Source organism: Glycomyces paridis (assembly GCF_004912155.1).
Taxonomy (GTDB): Bacteria; Actinomycetota; Actinomycetes; order Mycobacteriales; family Micromonosporaceae; genus Glycomyces; species Glycomyces paridis.
Map to the genome: position 1 here is coordinate 142,603 of NZ_STGX01000012.1, position 22,589 is coordinate 165,191.

Below are 22,589 nucleotides of genomic sequence, written 5' to 3' on the forward strand. Positions count from 1 at the left end.
AAGGCCCTCTCGCCGTCGCCGCCGGCAACCCCCTCGATTGGACGCAGATGAGACGCCTCTCCCACCTCCTCCGCATCGGCCTGGCCGCGACCGCCGGCCTCCTCGTCGCGGTCGGCGCCACCGGCACCGCGGCCGCCGACCACCCCGACCCCCCGCCGATCCCCTTCACCGCCTTCGACCTGGGCGAAGACGGCTGCACCTACTTCGGCACCAACGGCCAGGCCCTATGGGCGGCCACCCACCAGGGCATCGAGGACTACCGGGTCGCGATCACGGGCCATACCAGCATCGCCGTGCCCGGCGCCGACCCCGCCGAGCCGATGCCCTGCCTGCCGGTGGTCCCGGCGGACCGCCAGGTCGAGTTCACCCTGTTCGACGACGGCGTCCAGGTCGGCGAGCACATCGTGCCCATCGACATGGGCGACCCCTCCGCCGAGTTCGCCTTCGAGTTCACCACCGAGGGCGCCGCCGAACGGCTCGACGTCGCGGTCTGCCAGGAGCGGCGCGCCGACGGCTCGACCTGGTCGGGCCGCTGCGGCGACACCACCACGATCTACAGCGACGGCGCGCAGCCGCCCTACTGCGAGTTCACCTTCGCGATCACCAACGCCTGGACCAACGGCTTCACCGGCCAGGTGGGGATCACGGCACTGGTCGAACCGCTGACGACCTGGCACGTGGTGATCACCTTCCCCGGGGGCCAGCAGATCCAGTCGCTCTGGAACGCCCGGTGGTCCCAGCTCGGGGACGTGGTCGAGGCCGCCAACCCCGAATGGGGCGCTCCCATCCCGGTCGGCGGCACCGCCTGGATGGGATTCGTCGCCACCGGCTCCGCGTCCCCGCCGCCCCTCGTCGAGGTCTACGGCAACGGCAGGCCCTGCGACCGGGCATGACCCGGCGGGCGGACCCTATAGGATATATCCTATAGGGTCCGTCAGTGCGCGTGCGCGGAGTCGGTGACGGGGACCTGCCCGATCTCCTCGCCCTCGCCGAGGACCACGAACTGGCCCATCATGCCCGCGTCCTCGTGGGCGAGGATGTGGCAGTGGTACATGTACGGCAGGTTCGGGTCGGTGTAGTCCTCGAAGCGCATCGCGAGGCGGTACTCGCGCTGCGGGACGAGCTGCACCGTGTCCTTCCAGCCGCGCAGGCGCTCGGGCGGCTCCCCGCCGTCGACCGCGAGGACCTGGAACTGGACGTCGTGGACGTGGAAGTTGTGCATGAAGCCGTCGTTGTTCATGACCTCCCAGACCTCCACGGTGCCTTCCCGGACGCCGAAGTCGATGCGCTGCGGGTCCATCGACTCACCGTTGATCTGGCTGAAGCCCGCGAGCTTGAACGAGCGCTCCTCGGCGACCTCGGCGTCAGCCAGGTCGGGGGCGGTGCCCATCGACTCGGGGACCGCGGTCTCGTCGGCGAGGGTCGCGGCGGCCCTGAACTCGCAGAGGTCGAGCTCGTCGTCCGCGCCGTTGAAGCGGCCGAGCGGGCCGGAGTAGCCCTCGTCGGCCGGGAGCGAGCGGAGCACCACGGTCTCGCCGGGCTCGAAGGCCACCACGATCTCGGCGCGCTCGCCCGGTGAGAGCTGGAGGCTGTCGGTCTCCCAGGACTCGGGGAGCAGGCCGCCGTCGGTGGCGACCAGCGAGAACGCGCGGCCGTCGCTGAACCCAAAGTTGTACAGGCGCGAGAGGGAGCCGTTGAGCAGGCGCAGCCGCACCAGACGGGTGCTCACGTCGAAGTAGGGGCCGAGCGTCCCGTTGACGGTGATCTCGTCGCCGAGGAAGCCCTGCATGCTCATGAACGCGCCCTGGTCGTCGAACTGGTTGTCGCCGTTGAACTTGCGGTCCTGCACGATCATCGGCAGGTCGTCCACGCCGTACTCGGAGGGCAGGGGGAGTCCTTCGGAGGTGTCGTCGTCGACGATGAACATCCCGGCGAGGCCCCGGTAGACGTGCTTCGCGGTGCGGCCGTGGGGGTGCGGGTGGTACCAGAGGGTCGCGGCGGGCTGGTCGACGGTCCACTGCGGGGCCCAGTCGCCGCCGGGCGCGACCTCCTGGTGGGGGCCGCCGTCCATGACCGCGGGCAGGTGCATGCCGTGCCAGTGGATCGAGGTGCCCTCGTCGAGACTGTTGCGGACCGCGAAGGCGACCTCCTCGCCGCGCTTGGCACGGATGGTCGGGCCGAGGAAGGCGCCGTTGATCCCCCAGGTCTCGGTCTCGGCGCCGTCTTTGAGGGCCGTGGTGCCCGACTGGATCTCCAGGTCGAAGACCCGAGCGCCGGAGGCGTCCTCGGTCGACTCGGCGAGCGGGGGGATGGCGAGGGGGTTGTCGAAGTCGACCTTGCCGGTGGTGACCAGCTTCGAGTCGTACCAGGAGTAGCCGAGGAACCCCGCGCTGCCGAGCACGAGCGTGCCGACGCCGCCGCCTACGCCGATGAGGGTCCACTTGAGTGCTTTACGCCGCTTCATGGTTGCAATCGTCGTGCGGGGGCCGGGCCGGTACATCAGGCGCAGGAAGGCAATCGGCGTACCACCTCGGGACTACACGGGGGTCCGGGGTCAACCCCGGGTAGCGGTCTCGCCGACCGCACACGGCAGACGACCCGACCCGACCGCAGCTCAGAGCCCTAGGACTGGAACGCGACGGCCACGAGCCGCCCGCGCCGATCGACACCCACCGATACATCGGGAGGCGGCGCGGGCGGTGTGACCTCCAGCGCAACGACACACGAGCGGCAGGCGGGACGGGCACCACCCGGCAGGGCGGTCCCTCTCCGAGGCGCCATCGCCGACGACCCTCAGTGGCCCGGACGCCCACTCCACCGGACGATCGGGCCGGTCGCGCCAACCGCTCCGCGGCGACGGGTAGGACTCAGCGACACGCGCCATCGGCGCGGTCGACCGAGCCCGGCTGTGGCCGCACGCCTCGTTGCGCGGCTGCGCTTCAAAGTCGGCAACCACGCGAGTGGGCGGCATTGACCGTCACGGACCGGCCGACCGCACCGGTCACGAACACTTCGGTCATTGCCGTTGCGCGACTGCGTCTCACGGTCAAGCGACCACGCAAGCGGGCGGCACTGATCGTCACGCGGCCGTTCGGACCGGTCGCAGCCGGTTCGGCCGTTCTCGTTGCGCGGCTTGGCTATTCGGTCAGGTAGCCGCGCAGGTGGGCGGCGTTGACCGCCGCGGTTCGGCCGACGGCGCCGAGTTTGGCGGTGGCCCTTGAGAGGTGGACGCTGACGGTCTTCTCGGAGATGTACAGTTCGGCGCCGACCTGGCGGTTCGTGAGGCCCTTGGCGACCAGGCGCAGGACGCTGAGTTCCCTCGGGGTCAACGGGGTCGCGGTCGGGACCGGGGTGTCGAGGCGGGCGCGTTCGGCCAGGGCGCAAAGCGCCTCGTAGAGCGGTTCGGCGCCGAGCCGGAGGGCGGTGGACTTCGCCTCGGTCAGGATCGCGGCCGCCTCGGTGCGGGCCTCGTGGCCGGTCTCGGCCAGCAGGGCTTCAGCGAGGCGCCATTGGGCGTACGCCTGGCGGTAGGGCTCGGCCCAGTCCTGGGCCGGCGGGGCGTCGGCCGAGGCTTCCAGGAGCGCCAGGGTCTCGGAGGCGAACGGGTCGTGGAGGGCCAGGTCGAGCCGTTCGCGCTCGTCGAGGACCATGAGCGGCTCCGTGCGGGCCTTCTCGACCCGGGTCAGCTCCTCGGCGGTGCGGTAGTCGAACGCGGCCGCCGTCGCGCGCCACAGTCGGGCGTCGCCGACCCCTTCGAGGCGGGACTCCTCGGCGTCGACCTGTGCCACCCAGGCCCGGCCCTCGGGGCCGAGCGTGCCCGACAGGGGCTGGCCGTGCGCGAGGAAGAACCGCGCGCGTTCGGCCAGTCGCTTGCCCGCGGCCACCGCCTCCTCGGCGGCGGACGCGTCGCCGTCGAGGCGCGCCTGCTGGGCGATGTCGGCCGCGGCGCCGATCCCGGCGGCGCAGACAGACAGGCCCGCAAGGTAGTAGCCGTGCTTGCGGGTCATCCACTCCGTGGCCTGCTCGACCCGGCGCAGCGCGTCGGCCGGGCGGCCCCGCCACCGGTCGAGCTCGGCGCCGCACAGCGACGCGAGCGACAGGACCTGGCCGTCGAGCTGCCAGCGGTCGGCGAGGTAGTCGAGCCGCCGCTCCGCGACCTCGAAGCGGCCCCGGGCGACGTCGACGAGGAGCACCGCGGCGGCGAGGCGGGTGAGGACGACGCCGGGCAGGACGCTGGAGGCCATGTCGCCGTCGAAGTCCCCCTTGTCCCAGCGCCCGAGCATGTAGTTGCAGATCACCTGGCGCACCGCGATCTCCAGACCGAAGGCGCTCCACTTGTCGCCGGTGCAGCGCGACCGCTCCCTGCCGCGGTCGAAGTGCACGAGCGCCTCGGCGAGGCGGGAGGCCTCGACCAGGACCAGGCCGTTGTTGAACAGGGCCCGCAGTTCGACCTCGTGCCAGCCGCGCCCGCGCACGAGTTCGAGCGCCTCGGCGTGGCGGGCGATGGCCTGCTCGGGGGTCTGCCCGCCCTGGCGGAACTCGGCGATGCTGTCGGTGAGGATGGCGTCGGCCTTCGCGCCGTAGTGGCCCTGCTTCGGGTCGCCGGTGACCGCGTCGGCCGTCGCGATGGCCCGCCGCGCCCACAGCTTCGCGTCCTCGTACCGGCGGCTGGAGGAGCAGGCGCGGGCGACGACGGCCTGCGCCCAGGCCTTGACCGCGTGCGGCTCGTCGTCCTTGACCAGTTCCCAAGCCTCCCAGGCGACCTTGAGGGCCTCCGGTTCGTTCCCCTCGATGGTGAGCAGGTGCTTGGCGTACTTGCGGCGGGTCGAGGCGCCCTGGAGGCGGTCGCCGGAGGCGTCGGCGAGGCGCACGGCCGCCGCCGAATACGACTGGGCGCGTTTGACCTCGCCCGCGGCGTCGGCGTTCGCGGCGGCGCGGCCCGTCAACGCCAGCTCGGTGAGGCCCTCAGGTCGGCGCTCGGGCGGGACGCGGCCGAAGAGCGTCAGGGCGCGTTCGAGGTGGAGCAGCGTCTCGGCGGGGGCGGCGAGTTCGGAGGCCTCGTCGGCGGCGCGCACCGAGGCCGACAGCGCGCAGGGCAGGTCCCCGGACTCGTTCGCGTGGTGGGCGAGTTCGGCCTCGGCGCCCTTGCCGTGGTCGTCGGCGAGGGACTCGGCGATCTTCTGGTGGTAGCGGACCCGTTCGCCCGGAAGGAGATCGGAGTAGACGGCCTCACCGAGCAGGGCGTGGCGGAAGGCGTACGTGTCGGCGCTCTTCTGCACGATGATGCCGTGCGAGATCGCGGCCCTGAGGGCCTCGTCGAGCTCGCGCTCGTGGCGCAGGCCGGTCTCGTCGAGCAGGCTCCAGGCGGCGGCGTTGAGGCGCCGGTAGGTGAAGCGGCGGCCCATGACGGAGGCGAGCTGCACGACCTGCTTCGCGGCCTCGGGGAGGCGTTCGAGTCGGGCCAGGAGCACCTCGGCGAGTTCGAAGGTGACCGTGTGGGTCTCGGCGGCGGCCAGCTCCTCGGCGAGGAACGCGTTGCCCTCCGAGGCGGCGGCGATCTTGGCGACGGTGGCCTCGTCGAGCCCGCCGTTGAGCTCGCGCACGAAGTCGGCGGCGTGCTGGGGGTCGAACGGGTCGAGCTGGAGGCGCTGCACGGCGGGCAGGCGCACCAGTTCGGCGAGGAGGGGGCGCAGGGGGTGGCCGCGGTGGATCGCGTCGGCCCGGTAGGAGCCGAGGATGAGCAGGCGCTGCCCCGTGAGGCGCGAGGTGAGGAAGGCGAGGAGGTCGCGGCTGGAGCGGTCGGCCCAGTGGAGGTCTTCGAGCGTGAGGACGAGCGGCGCGGCGGCGGCCAGGTCGGCGAGCGCGGCGTGGACGGCTTCGAAGAGGCCCAGGCGCCCGAGGTCGCCTTCGGCGGGGGTGGGGTGGCCGGGCAGGAGCGGCCCGAGTCCGGGGTGGGCGGCGACGAGGTCGGGGCTGTCGCGGGCGAGGGAGCCGATGATCTCGGCGAAGGGCAGGTACGGCAGGGCGGAGTCGGCGGTGTCGAGGCAGTGGCCGGTGACGGTGCGGGCACCGTCACCGACACTGCCGTTGAACTCGTGGAGCAGCCTGGTCTTCCCCACGCCCGCGTCGCCGGAGACGAGCACCGTGGCGGGGCGGCCCCGCCTCGCGGCGGCGAGCGCCTCGCGGAGCGTGTCGAGCTCGGCGTCGCGGGCGAAGAGGGGAAGGTCGGAACCTAGGCGCGGCATGTCAGCAATCATGACATGGCCTTATGACGCAGTGGCTTGTTCATTTCGCCGGCCGCTCCCGCCGCGGCCCGCCTCGCCGCGCCCGAGGGCGCGGGCGACGCGGCGGGCGACGCCGTCGTGGCGGACGCGCCCTGCGCCGCGGCGGGTGTCCTTGGCGGCCTTGAGGAGGCTGCGGGCGAGACGCTCGTTCTCGGCGTCGCGCAGCAGCTCCTCGGACCGGGCGTGGTGCATGTAGTGGAAGTCGAACTCGTTCATCGCGTTTCCTTCGTGTCGCGGCCGGTGGCTCCGGCCTGACACCAATGCTCCGGCTGAGACGGGGCGGGGCGCATCGGCAGTCCGCGTCGAACGGGCCCTTACCCGCCTTAGTTCCGCGCCCGATCCCCTCAGAATCCCTTACTCCGGGCGGCCCGGCCTTACTCGGCGCGACAGCCGCGAGGGCCACCAGACGGCGCGGCCGATGTCGAACGTGAGGGCCGGGACCAGCAGCGACCGCACGATGACGGTGTCGAGCAGGACCCCGAAGGCCACCACGAAGGCGATCTGCGCCAGGAACAGGATCGGCAGGACCGCGAGCGCGGAGAACGTGGTCGCGAGCACGACGCCGGCCGAGGTGATGACCCCGCCGGTGGCGACGAGGCCGCGGAGCGTCCCGGCCCTGGTCCCCAGGCGCCCCGACTCCTCGCGGACGCGGGTCATGAGGAAGATGTTGTAGTCGATCCCCAAGGCCACCAGGAAGACGAACCCGAACAGCACCACCGTGGGGTCGGCGCCGGGGAAGCCGAAGACGTGGTTGAAGACGAGCGCCGAGACGCCCATCGTGGCACCGAAGGAGAGCACGACGGTGGCGGTGAGCAGCAGCGGGGCCAGGATGGACCGCAGGAGCAGCATGAGCACCAGGAGGATCACGGCCAGCACGATCGGGATGATGACCGTACGGTCCCTTTCGGAGGTCGTGAGCGTGTCGAGCTGGATCGCGGTGGGCCCGCCGACGAGCGCGTCCGCGCCGTCCACGGCGTGCACCGATTCGCGGAGGCGCTCGATGGTGTCCATGGCGGCGTCGGAGTCCGGCGCGTCGTCGAGGACCGCTTCGATCATGACCAGGCCGTCCTCGACGCGGACTTCGCCGGCCTCGGTCTGCGCGACGGTCGCGGAGGCGACCCCGTCGACTTCGGAGGCCGCGAGGACGGCGTCCGCCGAGTCGGCGTTCGCGATGACGACGGCGGGGGCGCCCGAGCCGGCCGCGAAGTGCTCGGCGAGGACCTCCTGGCCCGCCACCGAGTCCACGTCGGTCAGGAACACGTCGGTCTGGGTGGTGCCGTCGGCCTTGAGCTGCAACATGAACGAGGCGGCGATGACCAGGCCCGCGGCCGTCGTCATCCACACGAGGCGGGGGCGGCGCGAGACGAGCACGGCCACGCCGGACCACAGTTTCGAGGCCTTGCGCGGGCCGGACTTCGCGATGCGGCGCGGCCAGAACGCGGCCCGCCCGAAGATCGCCAGCAGCGCCGGCAGGAACGTCACCGCGGCGAGGAACGAGGCGCCGATGCCGATCGCCGTCACCGGGCCGAGGCCGCGGTTGGACTCCAGCTGGCTGAACAGCAGGCACAGGACGCCGAGGATCACGGTCCCCGCGGAGGCCGCGATCGGCTCGATCGTCGCGCGCAGGGCGCGGCGGACCGCGGTGAAGCGGTCGGTGTCGCCGTCGAGCTCTTCTCTGAAGCGCGCCACCAGCAGCAGCGCGTAGTCGGTGGCGGCGCCGAACACGAGGATCGACAGGATGCCCTGGCTCTGGCCGTTGAGGTCGACCACGCCCGCGTCGGCGAGCCAGTAGACGGCGGCGCTGGCGACGGCGAGGGCGAAACCGCAGGAGAGCAGGACCATGACCGGTAGGAGCGGGGAGCGGTAGACGAGGGCGAGGATCACGGCGACGACGGCGGCGGCGACGAGCAGGAGCAGGCCGTCGACGCCGGCGAAGGCCTCGCCGAGGTCGGCGCCGAGGGCGGCCTGGCCGGTGACGAGGACGTCGAGGCCTTCGGGGCGGTCCTGGTCGAGGACGGAGCGGACCTCGGCGACGGCGTCGGACTCGTCGGTGCCGGCGTCGATGAGGAGGATCATCTGCGCCGCTTCGGGTGCGGTCTCGGTGGAGGGGATCGGCGCGGGGTCGGGGCCGGCGTTGAACGGCAGGGCCGCGAGTTCCTGCCCCGCGGCGGCGAGGTAGACGAAGTCGGCCTCCTCAAGGCCGCCGGGGCGTTCGGCGACGACGATCGCGACGGAGGCGTCGGTGTCGGAGAACGCGTGCTTGAGTTCGCCGACCTCGGTGGACTCGGCGGTGGAGGGCAGGAACGCGGAGCCGTCGTTGGAGGCGACTTCGCTGAGCTTCCCGGCGAAGGGCCCGGCGAGGGAGCCGAGGGCGAGCCAGGCGAGTGCGAGGAGTGCGGGGAGGAGCCAGCGCAGTCGCGGTGTCGCGCGGGGCGGTCGTTCGGGGGCCATGGTCGGGTCTCCTTGCGTCCAGGTGTCCATTGGTTCCATCGATGGATATTTCGATGGTCGAAATAGTAAACTGGGTGCCGGCCCCGAACCCGGAGAGAGGACGACGCCTATGACCGGCGACACCGAAGGGCACTCCGACCTCGATCTCACCAGGCTGCTCCAGACCCTCACCGTCGAGTCGGACCGGTACGCCGAGCGGTTCGGCGCCGAGCACGGCCTCCACCGCACCGACGTCAACGCCCTCAGCCTCATCCTCGACGCCGCCCGCGTCGGCCGGGCGCTCTCGCCCTCGACGCTCGCCAAGGAACTGGGCCTGAGCCCTTCGGCGACGACCGCGCTCATCGACCGGCTCGAAGCGCTCGGGCACGTCGAGCGCACCCGCCCGGCGGGCGACCGCCGCCGCGTGGCCCTGGAGGTGCCCGCCGCCGCGGTGGAGGCGAACCGGCACCTGTTCCGGCCGCTCGCCAGGGAGTTCGCCGAGTCCTGGGCCGGTTTCAGCGCCGAGGAGCGGGCGGTCGTGGCCCGGTTCCTGGAGGTCAGCACGGCCGCGATGAAGCGGGTCGGCGGTCACGACGCGCCCCAGCGGCGGCGGTAGGCGCCGTCGGGGTCGAAGCGGGCGGCCTGGCGTTCGTGGTTGAAGCCGCGGTTCGGCCGGGTGTCGCTGCCGGTCCCCGCCGTCCACTGCCAGTTGCCCCAGTTGTTCGCCTCGTCGAGGTCGACGAGGTGGCGCGCGAAGTGCTCGGCGCCCTCGCGCCAGTCGAGGCCGAGCGTGCGGGTGAGGTATCCGGCGCAGATGAGGCGGGCGCGGTTGTGCATCCAGCCTTCGGCGGCGAGCCGGCGCATCCCCGCGTCCACGATGCCGATCCCGGTGCGGCCAGGCGCCAGGCCTCCAGGGCCGCAGGCGCGGTGTCCCATTCGTCGGCGGCGCCGCGCCGGTAGGCGGTGTCGACCAGGGCGGGGAAGGCGGCCAGGACCTGGCGGTGGAAGTCCCTCCAGCACAGCTGCCGGACGGCGGCCTCGGGGACGCGCGGGTCGGCGGCGAGCGAGCGGGCCGAGAGGCACCCGGCCGCGAGGTGGGCGCTGAGCCGCGAGGTCCGGTCGGCGGCGAGGTCGTCTCTGTCAGTGCCGTAGCCGTCCGGGTCCCACTCGTCGAGGCGGGCGAGTGCCGCCCGTTCGCCGCCGCGCGGCAGGTCCGCGGCGGTGGGCTCGGCGTCGAGGCGGTCGCTGCGGGGCAGGTCGGGGGTGCGCAGGCGCGCCGGTTCGGGCGCCTCCTCGCGCCACCGGGCCTGTGACCAGGCCCGCCAGTAGGGGGTGAAGACCTTGTAGTGGTCGCCGCCGCCGCTGGGCAGGACCCGCCCGGGGTCGAGGACGGAGGGCCCGTGCGTCAGAGTGAACGACACTGAGGCGGCGCGGCAGGCCTCGGCGAGGCGCCTGCGGAGGTCGGTCTCGAAGCGCCCGACGTCGTCGGCGCACACCACACCGGTCGCCCCGGTCGCGGCCAGCACGTCCATGACCTGCGCGACCGTGTCGCCTCGGCGGACCACGAGGTCGGCGCCGAGCGCCCGGAGGGAGTCGCGCAGGTCCTCGACGGCGTCGAGCGTGAAGCGGCGGCGGTTCGGGTTCGTGCGCCGCCCCGGGTCGTCCACATAGAGCGGGGCGACCGGGGCGTCCGCGACCGCGGCGAGCGCCGGGTTGTCGTGGACGCGCAGGTCGGCGGTGAACAGCAGGACGGCGGTGCCGGTCATGGGAGCTCCAAGTCGACGGGGCCGTCCTGTGAGGACGGCCCCGGCAGCGTATCGGCTACGGCATGAGGACCGTGTCGATGATGTACACCGTGGCGTTCGCGGTCTGGACGTTGCCGCAGACCACGGCGGCCTCACCGTTGACGGTGAAGGACTCGCCCGAGCCCTCGACGTCGAGGTTCTCGCCCTGGAGCGTCGCGTGCTCACCGGCGAGGTCCTCGGGCGCGAGCCGCTCGCCCACCACGTGGTAGGTGAGGACGCTCGTCAGCGTGTCCTTGTCGGCCAGCACCGCCTGGAGGTCGGCCTCGGGGATCTTCGCGAACGCGTCGTCCGTCGGGGCGAACACGGTGATGTTCTCCGCGGAGTTGAGCGTGTCGACCAGGTCCGCCTCGGTGACGGCCGTGACCAGCGTGGACAGTACGGGGTTGTTGCTCGCGGCGGTGGCGACCGGGTCGTCGGCCATGCCCGTGAAGGAGCCCTCGCCGTCGGCCGGCACGGCCGAACAGGCGGCGCCGAACTCGGCCATCGCCATGTCGTCCTCGGGGGCCGATTCCTCGGTCGTGGCCTCCTCGTTGGAGGTGGTGTCCTGGGAGTCCGCGTCGCCGTCGTCCGAGCCGCAGGCGGTGAGGACGAACGCGAACCCGGCTGCCGCCACGAGGGCCCCGGTGCGTGTCAGGAGTCGATTGCTCATCGTTCTTGCCTTTCTCTAGGTGGTCGGGGCGCTCGCCCCGGTTCTCATTCGGCGGTGACGACGACCGAGTGCCACCCGGTCGCGCCGTCGGGGAACGGCGGCTGCCGCTCCTCGGTCTGGAGATCCTCGGTGTCGGCGGCGCGGACTTCGAGCTTGTGGCGGCCGGGTTCGGCCTCCCACGCCCACTGCCACTGCCGCCACGTGTCGTCGCCGATCACGGGTGCGAGTTCGGCCTCGTTCCACTCGCCTTCGTCCACGCGGACCTGGACGAGTTCGATGCCTCGGTGCTGCGCCCAGGCCACGCCCGCGACGGCGGTGGTCCCGGCCGCGATCGTCTTGAGCGGCTTGGGGGTGTCGATGCGCGAGAACGTCTTGATCGGGGCCTCGGCGGCCCAGCCGCGGCGGACCCAGTACGCGTCGAAGTCGGCGAAGGAGGAGAGTTCGATCTCGACCAGCCACTTCGTCGCCGAGACGTAGCCGTACAGGCCGGGGACGACCATGCGCACCGGGAAGCCGTGCTTGAGCGGGAGCGGCTCGCCGTTCATGCCGACGGCCACGAGCGCGTCGCGCCCGTCCGTGCACACGGCGGTGGGGGTCCCGGCGGTCCAGCCGTCGGCCGAGCGGGAGACGACCTGGTCGGCGCCGGGCTCGGGCTCCGCCTCGGCGAGGAGTTCGGCGAGCGGCACGCCGAGCCAGCGGGCGTTCCCGGCGAGGACGCCGCCGACCTCGTTGGAGACGCAGGAGAGGGTGAACTCGCGTTCGACCAGGTCGCGGTCGAGGAGGTCCGGGTACGTGAATTCGAGTTCGTTCGCGACGCGCCCGCCGATCCGCAGGCGGTAGTCCTCGGGGACGACGCGCGGCAGGACCAAGGCGGTGTCGACGCGGTAGAAGTCGGCGTTCGGCGTCAGGTACGGGGTGATCCCGGGGACGTCGAGGCCGATCCCGGCGGGGCCGGTCGAGGCCGGCGCGGGCAGCCGGACGGCTTCGCGGGCGGACTCGACGTCCGAGGTCCCGCTCAAGCGCCACCCGGCCGCCCCCGCCAGCCCGGCCCCCGCCAGGGCGATGAGGACCCCGCGCCGGTCCACGGCGCGCCCGGGCACGGGGGCCTCGGCGGCCTTGCGCATGAGCAGCGCGAGCGTGAGGGCGCCGCAGGCGGCGCCGATCAGGGAGGGGACCGCCCACGAGGCGCCGGCGGCGGGACGGGTGAGGGCGGCTGCCGCACCCGCCCCGCCGAGGAGGGCGAGGACGGCGTACCCGACGGCGATGCGGCGCCGCGCCAGGACGCCGGTCAGCGCCGAGGCGAGCAGGAGCACGAGGCCGATCCCCGCGAGGAGCACGAGCTTGTCGTTCTCGCCGAGGGTGCGGATGGCGAAGTCCTTGAGCGGCTCGGGCGTCGCGTCGACGACGGCCGCGCCGATCGCGAGGACCGGCGCGCTCCCGGGGGCCACGGCGGCGGCCGCGAGCTGCGCCGTCGCGAGTGCGACGGCGGCGCACGCGATCCCGGCCAGGGCTGCGGTCAGTGTCGCCTTCATGCCCGTCATTCGGGGCCGGTCGGCCTGCGGATGGGTCCGTCCCCGAACTTTTTCAGGATCTTTTTCTCAGACGGGCATGAAAGACCGGGCCGGAGCTCGGCCCCGGCCCGGTTCGTCTCGCGGTCAGGCGATGCCGACGTCCGCGACCATCGGCAGCGTCGGGACCTCCGAGCCGCCCGCGGGCTCGTTCGTGACGCCGATAACCTGCGTGTCGCCGAGACCGTCCACGAGCATCGTCGCCGAGGAGTCGCCCGCGTCCATGACCCCGGCCGAGACCTGCCCGGCCTCGTCCACCAGCCAGACCTGGTAGGAGCGGTCGTCGGCGACCTCGGCGAGACCCGAGACGACCACGACCGCCCGGTCCAGCGCGGCCGAGGAGACCACGGTGACCCGCCCGCCGCCGTCGGCGGCCTGCGAGCCGACCTCGGCGTCCGGCGCTTCGAGGACCGCCGCCAGCTCCGACTCCGGCCCGGTCTCGGCGCCGCGCATCACCGACCAGGTGACGGCGACCCCCGCGAACGCGGCGGCCACGGCGAGCACGGCGGCCCCGAGCGCCAGGCGCAGGCGGCGGTGGCCGCCGGCGCGGGAGCGGCGCACGGACCCGCGGGCCTGCGGCGCGGGTTCGGCCGGGGCCTCCTGGCGGGTGCGGCGGACCTCGGCGAGCACGGCGTCGCGCAGGCGCGGCGGCGGCTCGGTGAGCGTCACGTCGGCCAGCCGCGAGACCGCCTCGCGCAGCTCGGCGGCCTCCTGCGCACAGGACTCGCACTCGGCCAGGTGGCGTTCGACCCGGAGGCGCTCGTCGGCGTCGACGGCGTCGAGCGCCCAGGCGCCGATGAGGGTGTGGACGTCGTTCATCGGGCCACCTCCAGGCAGTCGCGCAGCTTGATGAGGCCGTCGCGGATGCGGGTCTTGACGGTGGGGACCGCCGTCTCCAGCAGGGTCGCGACCTGCCGGTACGTGTGTCCGCCGTAGTAGGCGAGGGCCACGGCCTGCCGCTGGAGCTCGGTGAGGGTCTGCAGGCACCGGCGCACCTGGCGGTGCTCCAGGCGGTTCGCGGCGGCCTCGGCGACCGAGTCGTACGCGGTCTCGGCGGCCCCCGCGGCGGCGCGCCGCTCGCGGTCGCCCGCGGCCTGCGCCGACCGGACCCGGTCGACCGCGCGGCGGTGCGCGATCGTGGTGATCCACGCGTTCGCCGAACCGCGACGCTCGTCGAAACGTGTGGCGGTGCGCCAGACCTCGACGAGGACCTCCTGGGCGACCTCCTCAGCCTGCGCGGGATCGCGGAGGACCCGCACGCACAGCCCGTAGACGCGCGGGGCGGTCCGGTCGTACAGCGCCGCGAAGGCCTCCTCGTCGCCGAGCGCGGTGCGGTGCAGCAGCGACTCCGGCGTCGCCTCCGCCTCCGGGACTGCGGCCAGGCGCTGCGGCTCGTGCCGCCGCCCGGCCTCGGCGCCTCTGTCGAACATCGTCACGCTCCCCACTGGTGGTCGCCTTGTGTTCGAAGCCGCCGGGGGGACGGATGGGTCGGCGCGGCGAGTTTTTCCGCGGCGGGTCAGACCCGGGGCGGCTCGACCTCGGTCTGGGCCCTGACGACACCGACCGGGCAACTCAGCCCGTTCGGTCCGTGGTTGCAGTAGCCGTTCGGATTGTGGTGCAGGTACTGCTGGTGGTAGTCCTCGGCGAGCCAGTACACGCCCGCGGGGAGGATCGCGGTCGTGATCGGGCCGAGCCCGGCCGCGCGCACCACCGGCTCGAACACGGCCTTGCTCGTCTCGGCGGCCTCCTGCTGCTCGGGCGTGGTCGTGTAGATCACCGACCGGTACTGGGTGCCGACGTCGTTGCCCTGCCGCATCCCCTGCGTCGGGTCGTGGTTCTCCCAGAACACCTTGAGCAGCTGGTCGTAGCCGACCTTCTCGGGTTCGTAGACGACCCGGACGACTTCGGCGTGACCGGTCCCGCCCGTGCACACCGCCTCGTAGGAGGGCCGCTCGGTGCTGCCGCCCATGTAGCCCACTGAGGTCGTCCACACGCCCGGCACCCGCCAGAACAGCCGCTCGGCGCCCCAGAAGCAGCCCATGCCGAAGTACGCGATCTGCGCGCCGGGACCGGGGGAGCCTTCGATGGGGTGGTGGAGGATCGGATGCGTGATGGTCATCCGACAAGTCTGTCACGCGTGAATAACGATCGCCACCGATCGGGCCGGGGCGCTAGCGTGTGCGCATGGCATCCACGATCAACCAGGTCACCTTCGACGCCCGGGACGGCTACGCGCTCTCCCTGTTCTGGTCGGCGGTCACCGGCTTCACCGAGCACCCCGACTACCCGAACGGGCCCGAGGACGAGGAGAACTTCATCGGCCCCGGCGGCGAGCGCCCCGGGCTCCTCTTCATCAACGTCCCCGAAGGGAAGGCGGTCAAGAACCGCCTGCACCTCGACCTCTCCCCCGACACCACCCGCGACGAGGAGGTCGAGCGCCTCCTCGCACTCGGCGCCACGGTCTTCGAGGACCACCGCAAGCCGGACGGCTCGGGCTGGGTCACGATGCTCGACCCCGAGGGCAACGAGTTCTGCGTCGAACGCTCCGAGGCCGAGCGCACCAAGGCCTGAGCGAGGGCCTGAACGCGACCGCGGGCGCCCCGTTCAGGGACGCCCGCGGATCGAAGGTCCGGTCGGCCTACTTCTCGGCCGCGGCGTCGAGCTGCCCGTCGCCGTCGAGGTCGACGACCGCTTCGTCGTACTTGCCGTCGCCGTCGTTGTCGAGCAGCACGTGGTCGATGACCCCGTCGCCGTCCTTGTCCACCGCGAGCATGTCGGCGACGCCGTCGTCGTCGAGGTCCACGTGGTACTCGACCGAGCCGTCCTCGTTGCGGCGCACGCCGACGGTCTCGTCCTTGCCGTCGCCGGTGATGTCCATCCTGTGCACTTCTTCGAAGCCCATGGGGCGTCTCCTCCTGTCGTTGGTGCGTCCGGTGCCGTCGGCGCCGACCGCCCGGGACCGCGGGGTGCGCGGTGCGACCGGGGCGGTGTTGTCTGCACGATAGCGTGCCTATCCGACGGCTGGGGCACTCGCGTCGGTTAGCGTAGGAGCCATGCATGAAGGCACAGGGTTCACTCCGGCACGGGCGGCAACGGGAGACGGGAGGGCTCACGGGTTCTCCACCCTCGCCGTCCACGCCGGGCAGGAGCCCGATCCCCTTACGGGAGCGGTCGTTCCGCCGATCTACGCCACCTCCACGTACAAGCAGGACGGTGTCGGGGGACTGCGCGGCGGCTACGAGTACTCGCGGTCGGGCAACCCGACCCGCACCGCCCTGGAGACCTGCCTGGCCACCCTCGAAGGCGGCACCCGCGGTTTCGCGTTCGCCTCCGGGCTCGCCGCCGAGGACACGATCCTCCGCGCGCTCCTGGCCCCCGGCGACCACGTCGTCATCCCCGACGACGCCTACGGCGGCACCTACCGCCTCTTCGACAAGGTCGCCGCCCGTTGGGGAGTGCGGTACACGCCCGCCCCGATCACCGACCTCGCCGCCGTCGCCGCCGTCATGAGCGGCGGCACGAAGATGCTGTGGATCGAGACGCCCACCAACCCGTTGCTGAACATCGCCGACATCGAGCAGCTCGCCGACCTCGCGCACAAGAACGGCGCGATCGTGGTCGTGGACAACACCTTCGCGAGCCCGTACCTCCAGCGCCCGCTCGCCCTCGGCGCCGACGTCGTCGTCCACTCGACCACCAAGTACGTCGGCGGGCACTCCGACGTGGTCGGCGGCGCGGTCGTGGCCGCCGACGCCGCCATCGCCGACGCGCTCGCCTTCCACCACAACTCGATGGGCGCCGTCGCCGGCCCCTTCGACGCCTTCCTCACCCTCCGCGGCGTCAAGACCCTCGGAGTCCGCATGGACCGCCACTGCGACAACGCCGAACTCGTCGCCGAGTTCCTCGCCGGGCACGGCAAGGTCGCCGAGGTCCGCTACCCGGGCCTGTCCACGCACCCCGGGCACGACGTCGCCGGCAAGCAGATGAAGCGCTACGGCGGCATGGTCTCCTTCCGCCACAAGGACGGCGAGCAGGCCGCCGTCGACCTGTGCGCCCGCACCGAGGTGTTCACCCTCGGCGAGTCCCTCGGCGGCGTCGAGTCGCTCATCGAGCACCCCGGCCGCATGACCCACGCCTCCACCGCCGGCTCCGTCCTCGAAGTCCCCGCCGACCTCGTGCGGCTCTCGGTCGGCATCGAGGACGCCGACGACCTCCTGGCGGACCTGCGCCAGGCCCTCGGTTAGCCGACACCCTTAGTCCCCCTGCGAGAAAGGACGAGCCGTGAGCTGGTCGGGAACCACTGCGCAGCAGATAGCCAAGGCGGTCCGGCGCGGCGACGCCGACGCCGCATTCGTCGTCGACCACCACCTTCAACGCATCGAGGACCACCGCGAGACCGAGGGCGCGCTCACCGGCGTCCGCAAGATCGAGTCGCTGGCCGAGGCCGCCGCCGTCGACGACATCGACAACCGCGACTCCCTCCCGGCCGCGGGCGTGCCCGTGGCCGTGTGCGAGCAGCTCCCGGTCACCGGGCACGCGCCCCGCCTCGGCTCCAACGCCGCCGTCCTGCCGATCGCCGACACCGACCACCAGGCGGTGCAGCGCATCAGGGGCGCCGGCGCCGTGGTCGTGGCCTTCGGCCGCTCCTCCGAGCTCGGACTGTGGCCGGCCACCGACGACGACGGGAACGTCCCGGCGAACCCCTGGCGCCCCGACCGCGGCGTCGGCGGGCCCTCCGGCGGCACCGCGCTCGCCGTGGCGACCGGCGCCGCCCCGATCGGCATCGGCCCCGACGGCCCCGGCTCGGCCGGCGGCGTCCGCACCGCGGCCGCGGCCTGCGGCATCATCGCCTTCAGCCCCGAGCACGTCCCCGCCGACATCACGATCGACCCCGAGCACTGGCTCGGCGGCAGCGTCGGCGTCATGGCGACCACCGTCGAGGACGCCGCGCTCGCCTACGCGGCCCTGACGCACCGTGCCCCCCGCGGGACCGGCGACCCCGGCCGCCTGCGCATCGCCGCGACGAACGTCGCCCCGCTCCCCGCCCGCGTCGACGAGGACGCCACGAAGTGGCTGCTCAAAGCCGTCCGCGCCCTCACCGACCTCGGCCACGACACCTTCCGCTCCAAACCCCGATTCGGCGCCCGCCTCACCCCCGCCTCCTCGGGCGCGTGGACCTGCGCGGCGTACCTCCGCAGCCTCAAATGCGGCCCCGACGGCCTCCAACGCCGCACCAAACGCCTTGCGGCCGTGGGCGAACGCACCTACCTGCGCGGCCTCTTCGGCGGCGTCCTCGGCGACGGCAACCGCGTCCGCCGCCACGTCGAGGACTGGTTCGACCTGGAGGACTTCGACCTCCTCATCACCCCCGGCCTCCCCGGCCCGCCGCCCGCGGCCAAGGAGTGGTCGACGGAGACCCTGCGCTCCAACGTCACCCACCTCGCCGGCTCGGCCGCCTTCACGGCCCCCTTCGGCCTCACCGGCCTCCCCGCCCTCGTCGTCCCCGTCGGCATGCGCTCCGACGGCGCCCCCGCCACCGTCCAACTCGTCGGCCCCCCCGGCTCCACCGGCCGCCTCTTCGACGTCGCCGCCCAACTCATCGCCAAACTCCGCCCCCGCCGCTACGCCCCCGGCCTCAGCTGGGACTGACCACCCGGCCCCCCGCACCGCACGCGGGGGGCCGCACCCATCCCCGCCCGTTCTCCCAGCTCACCCACGTGACCCCCATCTCCAGCCCCTCCGCACCACCCCCGCCCGCCCCTGTGTAAACTAGTGCGGGTTCCAAGGTCTACGACCTTAGGAACACCAATCAAGGGGCTTTGGCGCAGTTGGTAGCGCGTTTCCATGGCATGGAAAAGGTCAGGGGTTCGAATCCCCTAAGCTCCACCACGATCTACCAGGCAAAACAGGCCACAAGGTTATCCCTTGTGGCCTTTTCGCTACCCAATTTGCTACTCATCGAGTGGCGTATCCGCAGGTCAGACCCCGGATTCTTGATACCTAACGCTCCGAGCTGTCCACTGTCGAACAGATCGTCCAGCGCCTCGGCGCCTGCGGTGATGACGGGCCGGAGCTGGTGGCGGTAGACCGTGCGCGTGGTGCTGGTCCGCTGGTGCCCGACCAGGTCGGCGATCAGCTCCTCTCGGACGCCCGCGTACGCCATGAGCGAGACGAAGGTGTGCCGGAACTCCCGTGGCGTCCAAGTGCCTTCGAGCCCGGCCGCCTTGACGGCCTTGCGGAGGTCGCGGCGGACGTTGGCCGCGTCGCGCACCGTGGCGGCCTCGGAGGCGAACACGTAGTGCTCGGCGCGGAGTGCGCGCCCGGAGTCCTCGGCGTCGACCTCGGCGGCGGCGCGGACGGCGCTGAGGATCGTGACGACCTGGCGGGGCAAGGCGATCGTGCGGCGGGACTTCGGCGTCTTGGTGTCGCCCTTGGTGCGCACCGAGCGCCACACCTCGACGTGCGGGGCGACCGACTCCCGGTGCCGCTCGCCGCACGTGCAGAGTTGGCCGGCTACCGGGTTCAGGTGCGTGTTCCGCCACCGCAGCGGCCGCGCCTCCTCGGTGCGGACGCCGGTGAACACCGACAGGGCGATGTAGCCGTGGAGCCATGAACCGCGGCTGACCTTGAGCACCGCGTGCGCCTGCTCGATCGTCATCGACTTCGACGGGCGGCCCGCCTGCCCGTCCGGCGGGTCCACGAGCTCGGCGACGTTGCGCATGACCTTGCCGCGCGCCTCGGCGAATCGGATGATCCGCCGGAGGAGGCCGAGCAGCACCTTCACCGTGGACGTGGCGTGGTCCTTGGCGATCTGGGCAAGCCAATGGTCGATGTCCTCGGCGCGGAGCTTCTTGAGCCGGGCGCGGCCGAGCAGCGGCACGATGTTCGCGTTGACCAGAGAGCGGTACTTCACCTTGGTGGGGTGGTCGTCGGGGCGCTTGAGTCCGTAGGCGAGCCAGGCCTCGCACGCCTCGGCGAGCGTGTAGGTGGTCCCGCCGTCGACCCCGGCGGCGACTTCCGCCTTGAGCCCGTTCAGCTTGTCCTGTGCGTCGGAGGGTGTGAGCCCCTCGGCAACTCGCACGTCTCGCGTGCCGTCCGGCCTGGCGCCCGCCGAGACCCGCGCGATCCAGCGCTTGCGCCGCTTGTCCCAGAACACCGTGCCCTCGCCGTACCGGCCCTTCTTCTTGCTCGTATTCACTTGGAGGTCTCCGTTCCGGCCACGGTGGGCCGCTTGTCTTTGAGTCGGGATAGGGACCGTTCGGCGATGGCGGCGGCGAAGGTGTGCTCTTCGGGTGTGCGGTAGCCGAAGCCGATCACGGTCCATTCGGTGTCGAGCACGAGGTCCGGGCCGCCGTGGTCGAGTTGGTGCTGAGCGATGGTCCAGGCGGCGCGGGCGCCTCGGAGGGCGGCGAAGGTGGTCGAGAAGGCCCGGGACTTGGTCAGGAAGTGGCCTCGGTATCCGAGCATGTGGGCCCAATGGCCGAGCTTCAGGCCCGCCAGGTGTGACACCTCGGCGAGGGCGAGGGCGGTGCGCATCATGGTCTTGGCGTGCGCGGAGGCGTTGAGGCGCTCGACCTCGGCGGCGCTCACGCGGTGGTCGACGCCGTCGGTGACGCCGGTCGACTTGGTGGCGTACTTGGCGATGTAGGCCGCGACCTTGCCCGCTTCGACCTGCGCCGGTCCGCTGGTGGCGGTGCTCGCAGACCCGGTGTCGACCGCTTGAATGTCGAGCTGGGTTCCCCACGTGAGCACGAGCGGGCTTCGGTCGGCGCGCTCGGCGAGGACCTCGGTTCCGGCGGCGGCGGCGCGCACGGCGTCGGCGAGGACGTCGGCGCTTGCCCAGGCGGGCGGGTTCGATGCGTGCCCGCCGAGCCCGTCGAGGCGGACGGCCGCGTGGAAGTGGACCTGTCCGCGTCGTTGGTACTCCGCGACCTTGGCGTAGGAGAGGGCGAGGACCCGGGTCGAGTCGCGGATGGTGAGGCCGCCTGCGTGCGCGAGTGCGCGGCGGACCCGGCGGGTGAAGTCGGCCCACAGCGCTCCGGCCCGGTTGTTCCACAGGACGGCGGCCTCGTAGTCGTACCCGGCCGGGTCGATCGGTGTGCCGAGGCGCGGGTCGTCTTCGCGGTGCCAGGCCCGGCAGGTGCAGGGCCGGGTACCGGGCCGGTTGTGGACGGGCCCGAAGGACGGGGCGGTCAGGGTCACGAACGCGGTGGGCCGGGCCGCCACGGCGACCGGTACGCCCTTGGACTCGTCGCCGCACAGACCGGCCCGAACCAGGTGGTACGCGTCGGCCTCGTATCGGGCCGAGCAGGCCGGGCACGAGGCGGCCCGCCGAGTACCGCACCGCACCCACACCGACCGGTCTTCGACCCTAGTGGACAGTTCAAGGCGGCTGTGCGGCAACGTGGTTCGCAGGGTGGTACGGGCATTGAGCTTGACCGGCCGGGCGCACCCGCCGACGCCTTCGACGCGGGCCCGCCACTGCGGGAACGCCGAGGAGCCCACGAACGCCGCCATGGCATCCTCTGTGGGCGGTCTGGTCGGCGTAGCTGCTGCTACCATAGGCTTTACCTGATTTCACTAGAGGGGGCCGGGCCGTGCAGGGCCGGGCCCCTTTGTCGTGCACGGGGAACAGTTCGGACCGGTCGTGCAGGACCGGTCGGAACGAGACAGGAAGAACGGGCCGCCCAGAACGGGCCGGGCCCAGGGCCGTACCGGTACGGGCCGGTACGGGCCGGGTGGCGGACGGGAAGAACCGGCCGGGAGGCCCGACCGGAACCCAAGAGGCCGTACCGGTACGGGTCCGGTACGGCGAGGCCTAGCGAGAGAGGCGAGCCTCGAAGCGCGCCACGGTCTTGCGGTACCGGGCCGCCCGCACGAGGTCGGCGGCGTCGCGGGAGAGCGCGGCGGCGGCCTCGAAGCGGGCCGCGTTCGGCAGGTCGGCCGGGCCAAGTTCGATGTCCCACCGAGTGATGCCGTCCATCAATTGAGTGATGGAGTCGGACCCGAGACCGGCGACGGCGACGCGGGCGAGGTCCTCGTAGTCATCGAGGGACAGCACGCCTGCGCTCGGCAGCTCGACGCCGCCGAGGTAGAGCACCATGGCGAAGGCGCGGCCACCGAAGCGGGAGACGAGCGGGGCCGCCTCGTCGGATTCGGTGCACAGATCGGCGGTTCCGGCGGCTCGGTTGGGCAGGGCCGCAAGGGCTTCGGTGAGCGGGAGGTCGGCGCCGCAAACCACGGCGGACATCCACGCGGTCAGGCCCGCCCAGACGTTGTCGACGTCGCAGCCGCCGCCGAAGAACACGCCGACGTCGAGCAGGTCGGCGATGTCGAGGTACGCGCGGGCCAAGGCCTGGGCCTGGATCATGCGTTCGCTGCGCCCGCAGCTCGCCGCGACCTTGGGGCAACCCGTCAGGATCGACAGCTCCCGGATGGCACGGATGCCGACGCGCTCGACGGCGTTGACGGCCATGGCCTCGAACTCGCGCAGCGGGCAGGTCGCCACGGTCGGCAGTTCGGTTCGGTCGCAGACGTAGAAGGCCGCCACCAGCTCCGCGTGGGAGAGGCGGTCGGCGGTGTAGAAGGGACGGGTCTCGCCCGGCCCGGCCAGGACCGGCTCCTCGTCTTCGAAGAAGCCCGGGACGGTGAAGTCCGCCTCGGAGCTGGCGGGGATCGCCGAGACCGGATTGACCGGAACGGAGGAGGCGGTGGGGGCGGACTCGGTGTTAGCCTGGACGAACGTCATTTTCAAGCTCCCGTCGTGGAGTGCTTCGCCCTAGCGAGTTCCCGCTCGCTAGGGCATTTCCGTCCTTGTCGAAGGACGTTTCTGTCCCTACGATAGAGGACATGA

The 22,589-nt window shown here is 72.5% G+C and carries 19 protein-coding genes, 1 tRNA gene and 1 pseudogene; 6 read left to right on the forward strand and 15 right to left on the reverse strand.

Annotated features, from left to right (window positions below; all coding sequences use genetic code 11):
* The first annotated feature begins 47 nt into the window (after positions 1 to 47).
* On the forward strand, positions 48 to 893 hold the full coding sequence (locus E9998_RS16650) for a cellulose binding domain-containing protein (protein WP_136530815.1): 846 nt from the start codon (positions 48 to 50) through the stop codon (positions 891 to 893).
* A gap of 41 nt (positions 894 to 934) precedes the next feature.
* Here the strand turns inward: E9998_RS16650 and E9998_RS16655 are convergent, their stop codons facing one another.
* The 4 genes from E9998_RS16655 to E9998_RS16675 all read right to left on the reverse strand — a co-directional run bounded on the left by E9998_RS16655 (position 935) and on the right by E9998_RS16675 (position 8,735).
* Positions 935 to 2,464 carry a multicopper oxidase family protein gene (locus E9998_RS16655; protein WP_136530816.1) on the reverse strand — a complete coding sequence of 510 codons (1,530 nt, stop codon included), beginning with the start codon at positions 2,462 to 2,464 and terminating at the stop codon, positions 935 to 937.
* Positions 2,465 to 3,137: 673 nt separating this feature from the next.
* The gene (locus E9998_RS26800) at positions 3,138 to 6,245 is read right to left on the reverse strand and encodes a helix-turn-helix transcriptional regulator (protein WP_158299845.1); all 3,108 of its coding nucleotides are present in this window, start codon (positions 6,243 to 6,245) and stop codon (positions 3,138 to 3,140) included.
* A 21-nt stretch (positions 6,246 to 6,266) separates the two neighbouring features.
* A complete protein-coding gene (locus tag E9998_RS16670; RefSeq protein WP_136530817.1) occupies positions 6,267 to 6,500 on the reverse strand; it encodes a hypothetical protein in 234 nt (77 codons plus the stop codon).
* Positions 6,501 to 6,638: 138 nt separating this feature from the next.
* Complete coding sequence (locus E9998_RS16675; RefSeq protein WP_136530818.1) at positions 6,639 to 8,735, reverse strand: MMPL family transporter; 2,097 nt, start codon at positions 8,733 to 8,735, stop codon at positions 6,639 to 6,641.
* Positions 8,736 to 8,844: 109 nt separating this feature from the next.
* Between E9998_RS16675 and E9998_RS16680 the strand changes: the two genes are divergently transcribed.
* Entirely contained in the window at positions 8,845 to 9,330 is a 486-nt protein-coding gene (locus tag E9998_RS16680) for a MarR family winged helix-turn-helix transcriptional regulator (RefSeq protein WP_136530819.1), read from the forward strand.
* On the opposite strand, the gene E9998_RS27130 is transcribed toward E9998_RS16680, so the two are convergent.
* From E9998_RS27130 to msrA, 7 genes and pseudogenes are all read right to left on the reverse strand, one after another.
* The gene (locus E9998_RS27130; RefSeq protein WP_420842448.1) at positions 9,303 to 9,650 is read right to left on the reverse strand and encodes an FAD-binding domain-containing protein; all 348 of its coding nucleotides are present in this window, start codon (positions 9,648 to 9,650) and stop codon (positions 9,303 to 9,305) included. The two genes, E9998_RS16680 and E9998_RS27130, sit on opposite strands and share 28 nt — an antisense overlap.
* A gap of 401 nt (positions 9,651 to 10,051) precedes the next feature.
* Positions 10,052 to 10,480 (reverse strand): annotated as a pseudogene (locus E9998_RS27135) (deoxyribodipyrimidine photo-lyase); the annotation flags it as partial.
* Positions 10,481 to 10,535: 55 nt separating this feature from the next.
* Positions 10,536 to 11,168, reverse strand: a complete 633-nt coding sequence (locus E9998_RS16690) for a fasciclin domain-containing protein (protein ID WP_136530821.1) — start codon at positions 11,166 to 11,168, stop codon at positions 10,536 to 10,538.
* 44 nt (positions 11,169 to 11,212) lie between these two features.
* Positions 11,213 to 12,700, reverse strand: a complete 1,488-nt coding sequence (locus E9998_RS16695) for a molybdopterin-dependent oxidoreductase (protein WP_136530822.1) — start codon at positions 12,698 to 12,700, stop codon at positions 11,213 to 11,215.
* A gap of 123 nt (positions 12,701 to 12,823) precedes the next feature.
* Positions 12,824 to 13,555, reverse strand: a complete 732-nt coding sequence (locus E9998_RS16700) for an anti-sigma factor (RefSeq protein ID WP_136530823.1) — start codon at positions 13,553 to 13,555, stop codon at positions 12,824 to 12,826.
* Entirely contained in the window at positions 13,552 to 14,166 is a 615-nt protein-coding gene (gene sigK / locus E9998_RS16705; protein ID WP_136530824.1) for an ECF RNA polymerase sigma factor SigK, read from the reverse strand. The genes E9998_RS16700 and sigK overlap by 4 nt, the downstream gene beginning before the upstream one ends.
* Positions 14,167 to 14,252: 86 nt before the next feature.
* Positions 14,253 to 14,855, reverse strand: coding sequence for a peptide-methionine (S)-S-oxide reductase MsrA (gene msrA, locus E9998_RS16710; RefSeq protein WP_136530825.1), 603 nt, complete (start codon positions 14,853 to 14,855; stop codon positions 14,253 to 14,255).
* 65 nt (positions 14,856 to 14,920) lie between these two features.
* Between msrA and E9998_RS16715 the strand changes: the two genes are divergently transcribed.
* Positions 14,921 to 15,307, forward strand: coding sequence for a VOC family protein (locus tag E9998_RS16715; RefSeq protein WP_136530826.1), 387 nt, complete (start codon positions 14,921 to 14,923; stop codon positions 15,305 to 15,307).
* Between the two features lie 67 nt (positions 15,308 to 15,374).
* On the opposite strand, the gene E9998_RS25430 is transcribed toward E9998_RS16715, so the two are convergent.
* The gene (locus E9998_RS25430) at positions 15,375 to 15,638 is read right to left on the reverse strand and encodes a hypothetical protein (protein ID WP_158299846.1); all 264 of its coding nucleotides are present in this window, start codon (positions 15,636 to 15,638) and stop codon (positions 15,375 to 15,377) included.
* Positions 15,639 to 15,789: 151 nt separating this feature from the next.
* On the opposite strand from E9998_RS25430, the gene E9998_RS16725 reads away from it, so the two are divergent.
* From E9998_RS16725 to E9998_RS16735, 3 genes are all read left to right on the forward strand, one after another.
* Positions 15,790 to 16,980, forward strand: coding sequence for a cystathionine gamma-synthase (locus E9998_RS16725; RefSeq protein WP_136530827.1), 1,191 nt, complete (start codon positions 15,790 to 15,792; stop codon positions 16,978 to 16,980).
* 37 nt (positions 16,981 to 17,017) lie between these two features.
* Positions 17,018 to 18,385, forward strand: coding sequence for an amidase (locus E9998_RS16730; protein ID WP_136530828.1), 1,368 nt, complete (start codon positions 17,018 to 17,020; stop codon positions 18,383 to 18,385).
* Positions 18,386 to 18,549: 164 nt separating this feature from the next.
* A tRNA-Ala gene (locus E9998_RS16735) sits at positions 18,550 to 18,625 on the forward strand.
* 4 nt (positions 18,626 to 18,629) lie between these two features.
* Here E9998_RS16735 and E9998_RS16740 read toward each other — a convergent pair.
* The 3 genes from E9998_RS16740 to E9998_RS16750 all read right to left on the reverse strand — a co-directional run bounded on the left by E9998_RS16740 (position 18,630) and on the right by E9998_RS16750 (position 22,484).
* Positions 18,630 to 19,934 (reverse strand): site-specific integrase, encoded by a 1,305-nt coding sequence (locus E9998_RS16740; protein ID WP_192907110.1) that lies wholly within the window; start codon positions 19,932 to 19,934, stop codon positions 18,630 to 18,632.
* Positions 19,931 to 21,253, reverse strand: a complete 1,323-nt coding sequence (locus E9998_RS16745) for a replication initiator (protein WP_204745489.1) — start codon at positions 21,251 to 21,253, stop codon at positions 19,931 to 19,933. Before E9998_RS16745 ends, E9998_RS16740 begins: the two co-directional genes overlap by 4 nt.
* A 301-nt stretch (positions 21,254 to 21,554) precedes the next feature.
* Positions 21,555 to 22,484 carry a hypothetical protein gene (locus tag E9998_RS16750; RefSeq protein ID WP_136530830.1) on the reverse strand — a complete coding sequence of 310 codons (930 nt, stop codon included), beginning with the start codon at positions 22,482 to 22,484 and terminating at the stop codon, positions 21,555 to 21,557.
* Between the last annotated feature and the right edge of the window lie 105 nt (positions 22,485 to 22,589).